The organism is Mycobacteroides salmoniphilum (genome assembly GCF_004924335.1).
Taxonomy (GTDB): domain Bacteria; phylum Actinomycetota; class Actinomycetes; order Mycobacteriales; family Mycobacteriaceae; genus Mycobacterium; species Mycobacterium salmoniphilum.
In genome coordinates this window covers 3,857,742-3,870,062 of sequence record NZ_CP024633.1, presented here as the reverse complement: position 1 = coordinate 3,870,062, position 12,321 = coordinate 3,857,742, and the positions used below count along the sequence as shown (strand labels likewise).

At 62.2% G+C, this 12,321-nt stretch carries 12 protein-coding genes; 2 read left to right on the top strand and 10 right to left on the bottom strand.

Annotation, left to right across the window (positions count from 1 at the left end; all coding sequences use genetic code 11):
* The first annotated feature begins 196 nt into the window (after positions 1 to 196).
* A complete protein-coding gene (locus tag DSM43276_RS19310; RefSeq protein WP_078327938.1) occupies positions 197 to 1,768 on the top strand; it encodes a flavin-containing monooxygenase in 1,572 nt (523 codons plus the stop codon).
* Between the two features lie 2 nt (positions 1,769 to 1,770).
* Entirely contained in the window at positions 1,771 to 2,307 is a 537-nt protein-coding gene (locus DSM43276_RS19305) for an SRPBCC family protein (RefSeq protein ID WP_169053071.1), read from the top strand.
* Between the two features lie 15 nt (positions 2,308 to 2,322).
* Here DSM43276_RS19305 and DSM43276_RS19300 read toward each other — a convergent pair whose 3' ends face one another.
* The 10 genes from DSM43276_RS19300 to DSM43276_RS19255 are packed head-to-tail and all read right to left on the bottom strand — an operon-like array spanning position 2,323 to position 12,236.
* On the bottom strand, positions 2,323 to 3,132 hold the full coding sequence (locus DSM43276_RS19300) for a hypothetical protein (RefSeq protein ID WP_078327937.1): 810 nt from the start codon (positions 3,130 to 3,132) through the stop codon (positions 2,323 to 2,325).
* 3 nt (positions 3,133 to 3,135) lie between these two features.
* Complete coding sequence (locus tag DSM43276_RS19295) at positions 3,136 to 3,924, bottom strand: hypothetical protein (RefSeq protein ID WP_078327936.1); 789 nt, start codon at positions 3,922 to 3,924, stop codon at positions 3,136 to 3,138.
* Positions 3,921 to 4,994 (bottom strand): MlaD family protein, encoded by a 1,074-nt coding sequence (locus tag DSM43276_RS19290; RefSeq protein WP_078327935.1) that lies wholly within the window; start codon positions 4,992 to 4,994, stop codon positions 3,921 to 3,923. The genes DSM43276_RS19295 and DSM43276_RS19290 overlap by 4 nt, the downstream gene beginning before the upstream one ends.
* On the bottom strand, positions 4,991 to 6,025 hold the full coding sequence (locus DSM43276_RS19285) for an MlaD family protein (protein WP_078327934.1): 1,035 nt from the start codon (positions 6,023 to 6,025) through the stop codon (positions 4,991 to 4,993). Before DSM43276_RS19285 ends, DSM43276_RS19290 begins: the two co-directional genes overlap by 4 nt.
* Positions 6,022 to 7,269, bottom strand: coding sequence for an MlaD family protein (locus DSM43276_RS19280; RefSeq protein WP_078327933.1), 1,248 nt, complete (start codon positions 7,267 to 7,269; stop codon positions 6,022 to 6,024). Before DSM43276_RS19280 ends, DSM43276_RS19285 begins: the two co-directional genes overlap by 4 nt.
* Before the next feature lie 8 nt (positions 7,270 to 7,277).
* Positions 7,278 to 8,282, bottom strand: coding sequence for an MlaD family protein (locus DSM43276_RS19275; RefSeq protein WP_078328027.1), 1,005 nt, complete (start codon positions 8,280 to 8,282; stop codon positions 7,278 to 7,280).
* Positions 8,283 to 8,296: 14 nt separating this feature from the next.
* Positions 8,297 to 9,310 (bottom strand): MlaD family protein, encoded by a 1,014-nt coding sequence (locus tag DSM43276_RS19270; protein ID WP_078327932.1) that lies wholly within the window; start codon positions 9,308 to 9,310, stop codon positions 8,297 to 8,299.
* A complete protein-coding gene (locus tag DSM43276_RS19265; protein WP_078327931.1) occupies positions 9,307 to 10,389 on the bottom strand; it encodes an MlaD family protein in 1,083 nt (360 codons plus the stop codon). Before DSM43276_RS19265 ends, DSM43276_RS19270 begins: the two co-directional genes overlap by 4 nt.
* Positions 10,390 to 10,392: 3 nt before the next feature.
* A complete protein-coding gene (locus DSM43276_RS19260) occupies positions 10,393 to 11,271 on the bottom strand; it encodes an ABC transporter permease (RefSeq protein WP_078327930.1) in 879 nt (292 codons plus the stop codon).
* A gap of 2 nt (positions 11,272 to 11,273) precedes the next feature.
* Positions 11,274 to 12,236 (bottom strand): MlaE family ABC transporter permease, encoded by a 963-nt coding sequence (locus DSM43276_RS19255; RefSeq protein ID WP_078327929.1) that lies wholly within the window; start codon positions 12,234 to 12,236, stop codon positions 11,274 to 11,276.
* Between the last annotated feature and the right edge of the window lie 85 nt (positions 12,237 to 12,321).

Below are 12,321 nucleotides of genomic sequence, written 5' to 3'. Positions count from 1 at the left end.
AGGGGATACCAGCGTCGTGCCACGGCGGCGTCGGAGGGGGTCCGGGCCGGACTGGCGCGATGAGCCCAGTCCGACCCGGGCCATGCTCCATGGGAGCCCCTCTGGGCAGGAAAGACGTTATGACACAAGGCCTGTCGCTATCAACAACGAAAGTATCAATGAGCTGTCCATCCCGGACATCGAGTGAGGAGTCCCCATGACCACATCAATTCCCGATCATCACGTCGTCGTCATCGGTGCGGGCATCGGGGGCCTGTGTGCCGGCGTGCGTTTGCAGCAAGCGGGTGTGGAGGACTTTGTGATCCTGGACCGGGCCGCGGACCTGGGTGGGACGTGGCGCGACAACGTGTATCCGGGAATCGCCGTCGATATCCCATCGGTGATCTACCAGTTCCCGTTCTTCCGTAATCCGCAGTGGTCTCGCGTTTTCGCACCCGGAGCTGAGGTGCAGGCCTACCACCAGCAGGTCGCCGAAAGATTCAACCTGCGGCCGCACTTCCGTTTCGGAGTCGATGTACGCAACGAAGAGTGGGACGAGGAGAACCACTGCTGGCGTGTGAATCTTGCCAATGGCTCGGTGATCACCGCGCGATTCGTGATCTCGGCGATCGGACCCTTCTTCGATCCCAAGCAGTCCGGCATCAAGGGGCTCGAGAGCTTTACCGGCACCCGAGTAACCCCGGTGCAGTGGCTGCCGGAACATGATGTGCGGGGTAAGCGCGTGGCCGTGATCGGCACCGGGGCGACCGGCGTCCAGTTGTGCGGCGCCATAGCGGACGAGACCGAATCGCTCGTGGTGTTTCAGCGGACGCCTGTCTATTGCATTCCGAAACCCGACTTCCGGATCCCCGTCGTTGCGCAATGGGCACTTCGCATCCCGGGGCTGTTCTCGGTGATCGAGTGGGGGGCCCTGTTAGGGGGAAGCCTGGGTCTGTGGTTCCTGATCAACACGCCGGGCGCCGTCATGCGACCGTTGATGCGATGGTTCGATGCCTCCGGACGGGCACTGTACGGGGCGTATCTACGTGCGGTGGTGAAGGATCCGCAGGTCGCGCGAGATCTTCTGCCGTTTTTCGGGCCGCTGGGGAACAGGCCAACCCTCAATTCCGCCTTCCCTCGGGTCTTCAACAAGCCGCATTGCTCGCTGGTCACCACGCCGATCGCCGAGGTGGTTCCCGAGGGCGTCAGGACCACGGACGGAACTGTGCACGAGGCAGATTTCCTCATCACGGCAACGGGATTCGACCTGTTCTCGGAGCCGGCCTCCTATAAACGGGGCCGAGTGACCGGAGCTGGTGGGCGTGACCTCGGCGATTTCTTCAATACCCGCGGGATGCAGGCGTACGAAAGCGTCTCGATCACCGGATTCCCCAACCGCTGGATCATCGTCGGGCCGTACTCCTGGACCGGCAATGGCGGATGGCATGGGCTCGCCGACACAGCGGTCACCCACATTGTCCGGGCCATCTCGTTGGCGGGTGAACGTGGCGCTACCCGCATGGAAGTGCGGCAGGAGGCGCTGGACAAGTTCCACCAGAGCATGTTGCGCAACGGCCGCAACCTGAAGTACTACTTCACCGAACTCAATCGGGGAGTGCGGTCGTACTGGAAGAACGCCGACGATGATGTGCCGCTGCTGCGGCCCACCACGACTCTGCAGGCGCGTCGCGCAGCGAGGCACTTCCCGGCCGGCGATTATCAATATGCACAACAGGCTCGGTCCATCGATGCGACTGCGGTCCTAAATGATTCGCAGGTAGTGGTCTGACGATGGGGTGGCCGATACTCGCCCCCAAGTGCCGAATCCCGATGTCGGATGATTCCGCGTTCGAGTCGGCGGCCATCGTGCTGCGCACCGCTCACACCTTCAACGTGCCCGTTGGCCAGGTGTGGACGGCGTTGGACAGCGACCGCGCCTGGTCTTGGCTGCCGTTTGGGTGTGGCGTGCGGTATGACGAACCGCGCCGCGCGGTCGGCATGGAGCGAGAGATGGGCACGGTGTCGGTGCCCTGGCGGTTTCTGTGGATCCAGCGTGAGAGATTCTGGCGGTACGAGCCACCGCATCGCATCACCTACTCCGCGGTGGCGGGCACGTGGCCACTGCTGAAGTTGTGGGCTGAGGACTATGTGCTCACCTCTGCTCCCGGTGGCTGTACCGTTCACTGGACCGTCGCGATAACCCCGCGATTCGTATCCGGGTTGCCCCTACGCTGGCTCCAGCCGCTCCTGCGGGTGGTGTTCGCGTGGGGCTTTCGGCCGGGTATGCGGTCGCTCGTTGCGCTCCTGGACAGTCCGGGCTCGTCCTAGAGCGCGGTGTCTGACCTAGCGACCTTGTACGCGCCGGTTGGTCTCGACCCGCGTGGCGTCCGGCCAAATCGACTTGGCCGCAGGCGAATCGCAGAAGACGGGGGAATCCTCCCAGTCCATGTCTATGGCCCCCAGTCCGGCCTGCTTGTGCACCATGCAGCTTGCGGTGAGCACCTTGCGGCCGTCCGGGTCAACTTCCTCGGTGGTCATCGTCAGGGTGATGATGTGGGTGTACCCGGCCGCGGTCGGTAGGTAGAAGTCGAGGTCGCGGCTGGAGAACGCACCGCTGTTGACCACGACATAGCCGTCGCCGCTGGGGTAGATGGCTTGTCCGAACATCTGGACCCGCTCGAAGTGGGTTGTCTGCTTCTCGGCGCGCCACACCGAAAACCGGCTGTTCACAGCGCCGTTCATGACACGGGTAGCGATCGGAATGATCATTTCGTCGCGGCCGTCCCCGTCGATGTCCTGCAAGCCAACCGGCGCGGGGCTGGACGGCTCCAGCAGCTCGTTGGCCTCTTGCAACTTTTTGCCGGAGGCGTCCTTGATGGTGACCTTGACCGACAGCGGCGGATAGTCGGGGGCGTCGTTGTTATCGGGGAGCGGCCGCCAGTACTCCACATCAAAAGTGATTCCCGTGCCGTCGGCAGCCAACAGGCGGCAATCCGTGTGTGCCATAGAGCGTTCCGGGACGATCATCGTGGTTCGGCTGGGGCAGGGCGGCAATGCCGCCCGTGCCACGGCAACCGGGTGGATCGCCTGCGCCGAAGCGAGCAGGGCCGCCACGGCGATGCCAGCGCCCAGACCGTGCATACGCCGGGGCATTGCCTACTTCTGACCGGGAAGCGTCGGCAGCGGCGGAAGGCTAGGGGCGGGCACCTTACCGGGCGCCGGGGCCAGCTCCTCGGGAAGCAGCTTCTGGTCGCCGGGATGCATGATGGTGCCGGTGGAGCTGGCATTCTTGGGGCCGATATCGGTCACCTGCCATCCGTCGCCGTCTTTTTTGACGGTGATCTGCAAGACCAGCGTGGTGGCCCGTGGTTCCGGATTCTGCACGTTTCGGGTGGTCTGCCGGGTGGTGACCACAACCTGGTAGATGCCGTTCTGCTGCGCCACCGCATCCGAGGCGATGATCTCGCCCTTGGACGTCACCTGCGCCTGCAGCATGATGGCCTTGAGGAGCTTCTCGGCATCGCTGTACTTGCTCTGAAGTGGCTCGGCGGCACCTTCTTTGACGTTCTTGAAGAACTTCTCAGGATCTTCGTAGCTGTAGGTGAGCGACTTCATCGCGTATGCGGATGCCGCATCGGTGGCCGCGGTGCGTTCGGTATCGCCCGCGCGGGTAGCGGCGAGAGTGTCGGACAACTTCTGGTATTGCCAGACCCCGAGAACAGCTCCGAGGATTCCCACGGCGAGCAGGCCGATGGCAAACCACTTCCAGATATTGGCGCCGCTGTCCGGCGTGTCCGTATCGGGTTCGTCTTCAACGACTTTCGAACGCTTTGTGGGTTTCTCTTTGGCCTTCGCGGGGCCCTCGGTTGCCGAGTCGGTGGTCTCCGAGAGTTCCTCGGGATCTGCGTCATCCAGGGTGAGCTTGCGCTCGTCGATGTCGGTCATGATCCGGGCCTTCCTGCTGTCGCTGTTTGTGGCGCCGCGGTTGTCTTGGGTGCGGCTGGCTGTGATCCTGGTGGGGCGGGTTTGGCTGCTGCCGGGGGTGATTCGGGCTGTGGCCACTCGGGTACGCCGAGGTGGACTCGCACTCCGCCCTGGTTGTTGAATGTCGAATCCCAAAAGTCCAGCCAGTGCCCGGCGTCCAACTTGATATCGCGTAGCGGAGCGACGATCGGCTCGAGGACCGTCACGAATTCCGAGAGCGGTTCGGACAGGGCATTGACGTAGTCGAAGAGCTTGTCCACGAGGTCGGTCAGCGGCTTCCCGTCGCCCATGCCGGCTTCGACGAGCGGTTCGAGCTTCTCGATCACCTTCACCAGGGCCACCAGGCCGTCCATGCTGGCCGGGACGGTTTTGGCGGATTGCTTCAGGATCTCGCCGGCACGGATATCCCCGAGACCGTTAGTCAGGGTCGACGTATTGCCGATCAGCTGTGCCAGGTAGTGCTTGTCATCCTTCACCATCTGCGCGAATAGACCTGCGGTGGTGGCCAACTGGTCGATGGTCTTGGTGTTGTCCATGATTCCCGCCGCCACGTTGTTGAGCGTGATCTCCAGGTCGTCGGCGTTCATGGCCTGGATGAGCGCGTTGCCCTTCTGCAGGAGATCGCTCACGGTGTATACGGGCGCTGCCTTCGAGGCGGGGATCACGGCGCCGTCGCTGTAGTACGGGGGTTCGATACGAACGGGTTTGAACTCCACGTACTGTTCGCCCGCGGCCGAGAGGTTCTGGACGCTCACCTGGCTGTCGACGGGGATGGGATAGCCGCTGTCGAGGGCCATCGAGACTGCCAAACCTGTGGGGGTGGCTTGAATATCGGTGACCCGACCCACCTTGATTCCCCGCAGGGTGACCTGAGAGGTGGACATCAATCCACCCGAACTGTCCAGCATGAGCGTCATGCGATGGGTCTTGTTGGTGGAGGCGATGTCGAGTACCCCAAACGCCATGTAGACGGCGCCGACAAGCGAGATGATCGAGAGCACCGCGAGCGTGACCAGCACGTTGAGCCTCATCGCACCAGCCCCATCGTCTGCATGTTGCGAATGACCGAATCGGCACGTTCCCCGGGGCTGACACCCAATGTGCCATCGGGGGTTTGAATATCGGTGACGGTGTACTTGGGGCCACCATCCTTGAAGAAGGGGATGATTCTGTCGCGGATGGTGCGGACCATCTTGTCGCCCAGCACCGGGACGGTGGTGTCGGTGGTCGAGGTGGTGTGGATGAACGGGGTGAGGTACGAGAGGATCTGCATGAGGTTGGGGTAGTCCAGGATCTCTCCGACCTCCCGCCCCAGTTGTGCACCGTTGATGATCAGATCGCTAAGACTCAGTACCACTTTGGCCAGTGAGGGCAGCTTGGTGGGGCCCTCGGCAAGCAGCCGCCGATATGTTCCCTTGTTGGCCCGGAACGACTCGCTGATGGTCTGCATGTTGGTCAGGATCTTGTTGAGGGTGTCCTGGTTGTTGGACAGATCATTGACCATTCCGGCCAGCGAACGATGGATGCGGTCGAGCTCCTCCGGTGGGGGAAAGGAGCTGTTCATATTGGCCACTGTGGTCTGCATGGTGTTGAGGCTGCCTCCGCCGACCAGGTTCGACATGGACCTCATGAGGTCCTCCACATTCGCGGCCGGCACCGTATTGGCCAGCGCGATGGTGTCGCCGTCCTTGAGGTGGGCGGGGGCGGGATCGGTGGGCGAGATCATGGCGATGTAGATATCGCCGAGCACGGTGGCCTGTCGGAGCTCGGCCTTGACGTTCTGCGGGAATGTGGCGCTGCCATCGACATCGACATACGCGACCGGAGTGGTGCCCCTGAGTTCCACTCGGTCCAGCAGGCCCACTTGTACGCCGCCGGAGTCGACCTTTGCCCTTCCGGGCAGGTTCAGCACGCTGGAGAACTCGATCTTGAGGCGGTAGGTGTCCTTGGGGATGTAGGCACCGGGCATGGGCATCTTGGTGGGGTCCAGAGCCTCGGTTGAACACGCCGGGACCACGGTGAATGCCGTGGCGAAAAGGATGATCAGTAGGCGTCGAATCATGACAGTGCCGCTCCCATGATCAGGTTCGTCAAACCGAGGGTCACCGGGTCCGACGCGGTCCCGGGTGCACACGCCGCCTGGGATCCGGGGGTGTTCCGGTCCCGCAGATTTTGGCAGATGGCGCTGGCCTGATCCGGCGAGATGGCAACGCGCGGAGGAACATAGGTGACGTTGTGGGTCTTCGTGTTGGGCAGGTAGATGTCATCGGCCAGCCAATTGATCACTGGCGGCAAGGTGCTGAAGAACGTGAGGATATGCGGGGTGTAGGCGTTGAGGATGTCGCGCACCCAGGGCACGATCTTGTCGAAGAGGTTCTTGTATATCCGGCCGGCGGCACGCTGCACCATGCCGTTCACCGTGGGAAGAACGGTGGTGAGGTAGTCAAGGCCGACGGCGAAGTTGTCCGATATGCCCGCGATCAACCGGGCGACATCGGGGAGCACCTTGACCACGCCCGCGAACTCGTTCCAGTACTGCAGCCAGTTCGAGGTGACGATGGCGCTGTTCTCGAAAAGCTGACGGTAGTCGGCGTCGGCCTTATACGGATCTCCCACCATGGTGGTGAGGTTGTTGAGCATTTCTTTGAATCCGGGGCCTACGCCGTCGAGTGATCGGGCGGCTCCCTTGAGGGTCTTGTTGAGCGCCTGCACGCCCGGCGAATTCGCCGGATCTTGGCCGGGCGCTGCCTGCATCAGGGTGTCGGCAAGTTCGCCTATAGCGGAGAACGATTCGGTGACGGTCACCGGTGTTCTGGTGTTTTCCAGTGAGATGCATTGATTTCCAACAAATTTGGGTCCCTCGCTCCACGACCGGGTGAGTTCGATACTGCGATTGGTGATCACCGATTGTGAATAGCTTGCCGCGCCCACGTCGGCAGGCAGGTCCATGTCGTCGGGGATTTCGAAGTCGACCTCTACGTGGTCGGGCGTGTTGGTGACCGCCGTTACCGTCCCGATCTCGACACCGAGGAGCAGGACCTTGTTGCCCTTGTACAGCCCGGATCCGTCGCGGAAGTCCGCGCAGAGCGATTTGGTGTTGTCCAACAACGGGATATGGGCATTTCCCAGGTACGGCATCACCATATTCTTGACCGCGGGAAAGACGGTGCGAGCGCCGAAGATTCCGGCAACTGCCACCGCCGCAACAAGCACCACACCGATGGCGGTCACCAGGCCCGCCCGCGCACCAGGGCGCATGCCGGCGAGGCGAGTCAGGATGTTCTGGATAAATGCTGGCTGTGTCATCAAGGGCCTCAACAGAACCTGAAGAAGTGGGGTAGACAGACGTCTTGTCCGGGGATTACCCGGTCGTTCTCGTTGACAGTGATGCCGTTGCCGCTGAGCATGGGCAGCACAACCCCGACGAGTTGGCCCCACTGTTCGGCGGCCTTACCGAGCTTCTCGGGATATTTGGTGAGGGTGTCGACGATGTCGTCCAGTCCATTGAGCATGGGCTCGTAATCACGTGCGTACGCGGTGGTGAATCGGTTGACAAGCCGGAAGAGCTCACGCAACAGGACGAAGACCTCGATCAGATCGGTCGTGCTGCTGCTGTATTTGGCGCCGAGTTTGGACATCATGGTGACGATCTTGGCGAGCTGTTCCTTGCCCGTCTTGAAGGCTCGGAGGTACTCGTTCGCGTAGTTCAGGGTGGCGTGGAAGTCCTCGGTGGTCGGCTCAAGTGCGCTGATGAGCGATTGAGACGAGTTGAAGAAGTCACGTAAACCGTTGGGATACTTGTCAACGGCGTTTGCAACTTCCATCAGGCTGTCGTGGATGACCTTGGCGTCCACCTTCTTGACCACGGGCGTGAACTTCTGGAACAGCTCATTGATCTCGAAAGGGATGCTGGTGCGCTCGGGCGGAATGGGGGTCTTTCCCAGGGGGGTCGAGCCTTCGGGGTAGAGGGCCACATAGTGCCCACCCAGCGGGGTGAGCATCCGGATATCGACCCGCGAATCGGATCCGACCGGCACCGACTGATCCACCGTAAAGGTGGCTTCTACCAACGATCTATCGATGCGTACGCTCGACACCTTGCCGACCGAGATGCCGGCGATCCGGACGTCGTCGCCGGCGCGCAGCCCACCCGAGGCCCGAAGGTGCAGCGCGTAGGTTTTCATACCACTCGTATTGACGAATGCCACTCCGGTGGCTGCCAGGATCGCGACGATGACAAGGACTCCGATGAGTCCGTTGCGGCGATTGCGTTTAGCGGCCGCCTGCTCGTCGAGGATAGGACTATTTCTCGCGAAGATTCGCGTGAGGGCGTTCACTTACACACCACCAGATCCTGATTGGCGAAGGACACCTCGCCGATTCCGGGCATCTTCACCACACCGTTCTTGCACTCGAAGGCGGTGGGGGGTGCCGTCTTCTCCTCGATCAGTGCGTCGCGCATGCCCTGCACCAGGTCGGGGATCAACGACAGACCCGCCATGATGGTCGGCGTCCCCGGGGTGGTGCGGCTCGCCACGTCATACAGGGGCAGTTGGGCGCCGTCGACGGTGTTCTCGATGTACCGCAGCATGCTGATGGCTCTGCGCAATATGGGCAGTGCATCCTTGCCGGCCCGGTTGAATTCATCGGCCTGTTTCTCGAACGGGGCCAGTACATCGTTGAGATCGTTGACCAGATAGAACAATTGGTCGGAGGTGCCACCGAGATCCCTTGAGATATCACCGAGATTGGTGATGATGGCCTGGAGGGCAGCCTGGCGGTCCACCGTGAGTTTGAGGACGGCGTCGATATCGCGCAGGATCGGCCCTATTCCGCGCTCGTCACCCTGGATGAGCTGCAGAATGTTCTCGGTCAACCTGTTGAACTGGGCGGGGTCCAATGTTTGGAATATGGGCCGGAAACCGTTGAACAACTTGGCGATATCGAATGACGGGATGGTCTGCCCGAGCGGTATCGTCGAGCCGGCCGCCAGGGGCGCACTGGGTGCTGGTGCCTGGGCGATCTCGACGTACCGCTGACCGACCAGCGACTGATACCGGATGGCGACGGTGGTGTTCTGGTACAGCGGATGATCCGTCAGCACATTGAACGTCACCCGGGCGTTCTTGCCGTCCAGATGAATTCGTTCGACCTTGCCGACCTGCACTCCCGAGATGCGTACGTCGTTGCCGATGATCAGCCCCGAGGCATCGGTGAACAGCGCGTCGAAGCGTCGAACCGGACCGTTGACGGGTGTGCGCAGGGCGTTCACGATGATCAGGGTCAGCACTACTGCCACCGCGACTGTCGCGGTGAGGCCGGCAATCAGAAGTGCGATCCGCTTCATCGCGGTCCTCCAGAGGTTGGTCCGGGCATGGGTCCGGCAGCCGCGGAAGCGGCCCGGCCATCGGGCGCCGTCGGCAATGCCGCGGCGAGCCCTGGCGCGGTGTCCATGATCAGTTGGACGTTGAGGCGCACCTTGCCGTCGTCGACGGGGAATGCGGCGGTTGTTCGGTCGAGCAGGCCATTGAGCCTGTCGTACGCCGGGGCGAGGCTGCCCAGGAAGTAGGTGGATGGGATGGCCAGATCCAAGAGCGACCGAACCAGGGGAACGATCCAATCGTTGTTGTTGTGAAGGCCGTCGCCAACTCCCTTGAGTAGGGTCGTCAACGAATCGATCGCGGCGGTAGCACGCTCGGTGTCACTCGGAGCAACCATGAAGGTAAGGCTGTCGAGCAGCTTGTTGGTGGACCCGATGACGGGGACAAATTCGTTGGTGCCCTCGATCAATGAGGCCATGACCCCGAGCGTTTTTGAGAAGGGCACTGTCTGAGAATCGGCGATCATCGCGAACAAGTCCCAGAAGGATTTCACGACCGGGCCGGTCAGGTCGGCGTGCCGCTCGAACGTTGCGATGATCGCGTTGAATTCGCGGCTGTCCAGGATCGAGCCCAGCCGCTGACCCATTCGGAGGAATCCGGTGATGGATGCGGCCTGGACGTCGCTGCTGATCTCCAGCACCCCGCCGGGTTTCAGCGGTTCGCCGACGCCGTTACTGACGAGCTCAACGGCGGCGGTGCCGAAGATGTTCGACGAGGTGAATCGCGCCGTGGTATCGGCCGCGAGTGCCTTGGCTTGCCGGCCATCGAGGGTCACCGTCATGCGCTGCTTGTTGTACCCGGTGGTCTGCAGGGATTTGACCTTGCCGATGTTGTAGCCGCGGTATTTCACCTCGCCACCGGGGCCCATGCCCTCACCAATGGTGTTGGTGACCAGGGTGAGTTCGAAGGGCTCGCCATAGCTGCCGATGCCGGACTGGTAGAGCGAATAGCCGCCGGCGGCGATCACCAGTGCCAGGGCCAGCCCGCGCACCTTGAGAGCGACGGGACCTGCGGACCGCCCGCTCGGATCTTTATAGATGGCCACCCATTACCCCGATATCTGAATTCCAGGATTGTTGCCCCAGAAGAGCAACGTGAGAAGCATGTCGAAGAGAACGATCGCGACCAGCGAGGCCCGGATGGCGCGGCCCGAGGCCATACCCACGCCCTCGGGGCCACCGCCCGCGTAGTAGCCCTGATAGCACTGGATCGCGATGATGATGACGACGAATACCACGGCCTTGATCACCGAATAGAGCACGTCGATCGGGTGCACGAATGAGTCGAAGTAGTGCTTGTAGACACCCTGCGATTGGTTGTGGACGAAGAAGACCATGAACGCGCAGGAACCATAGGCCAGCAGCAGCGTCAGTACGTACAGCGGAACGATGATGACGATTCCGGCGATCACGCGGGTGGTGACCACGAACGGGATGGATCGGATGCCCTGGGCCTCGAGTGCGTCGATCTCCTCGGAGATACGCATGGCCCCGATCTCGGCCGTCATGCGGCATCCTGCCTGTGCGGCGAACCCGATCGCGGCGATCATCGGGGCCATTTCCCGGGTGTTCACATAGGCGGAGATGAACCCGGTGAGCGACCCCATTCCCACCATGTCCAGGGTCGAGAAGCCCACGATGCCGACCGACGCGCCGACCGCGATCCCCATGAAGACCAGGACGCCGATTACCCCACCGCCGACGATGATCGAGCCGTTGCCCCAGGTCATGTCGACAAGCAAGATGCCGGTTTGGCGTCGGTAACGCTTGATGGTCTGCGGTATGGCGGCCAGCACCAGGCCGACGAAGGTGATCTGGTGGCCGAGATATTCGGCGGAGCCACCCGCGCCCTTGGTGAAGTTCCAGATGGAGCGCGCGACGGGTGGCAGTTCGTCGGGGAAGTACCGGGATGGACGGGAGGTGGACACTGTCAGCCCACCTTCGACGGCATGAACATCGCGACGATTTGGGTGATCACGGTATTGAGCACCATGACCGTGACCACACCGATCACTACGGTGGCGTTCACCGCATCGGCGACTCCCCGTGCGCCACCCTTGGCCTCCAAGCCGCGCTGACAGGCCACGAGGATGACCACCACGCCGAACAGCCAGGTCTTGAGAACCGCGACGGTGACGTCATTGACGTTCGCGAACGCGGCGAACGAGGATAGGTAGCTGCCGGGGGTACCGCCCTGAAAACCGACGTTGACCAGGTAACCGGCGAAGATTCCGACGAAGATGATGAAGATGCACAACAGCGGTGAGACGAACAGGATCGCTGCCAGTCGGGGCGTTACCAGCCGCTGGATGGGATTGACGCCCATCACGCGCATGGCATCCACTTCCTCGCGGATGCTGCGGGCGCCAAGGTCGGTGGCGACCGCTGAACCCGCCGCGCCGCCGAGGAGTAGGGCCGCGACAATGGGCGCGCCCTGCTGGATGACGCCCAGACCACCGGCAGCACCGGAGATGGACGATGCTCCGACCTGCGAGATGATGCTGCCCGCCTGCACAGCGACGATCACACCGAAGGGGATCGACACCAGGATCGCGGGAACGACCGTGACCGTCAGGATGAACCAGGACTGAATGACGGTGTCTTGCCACGGGTGCCGTAGGCGGACGATGTCGCTCACCAGAAACGCAAAGGACTGCGCCACCAGATCGACATAGCGGCCCAACGTTTTCAGCATCGAATCGGTTTGGGAGACCACATATTCGACGGGGCGCCGGATAAGTCGAGGGGCCCGATCGAGTAGCTGAAAGCCGCCGCCCGATCCCGAGGAGGCCGGGCTGTCGACAGTGGATTTGCTGCCGTATTCAATATCGGGGGATTGGCCCCAGTCGTCCGCGACGGACTCTGGGTGCGCCTCGGCCGCTATTTGACTCATGGCTGAGTTCAACAACGGCTCCTTTGGCTTTGCATTTCAGAGCTGACCTCGATGGACAGACCGTCTAATGGACAGCTGTGTAACA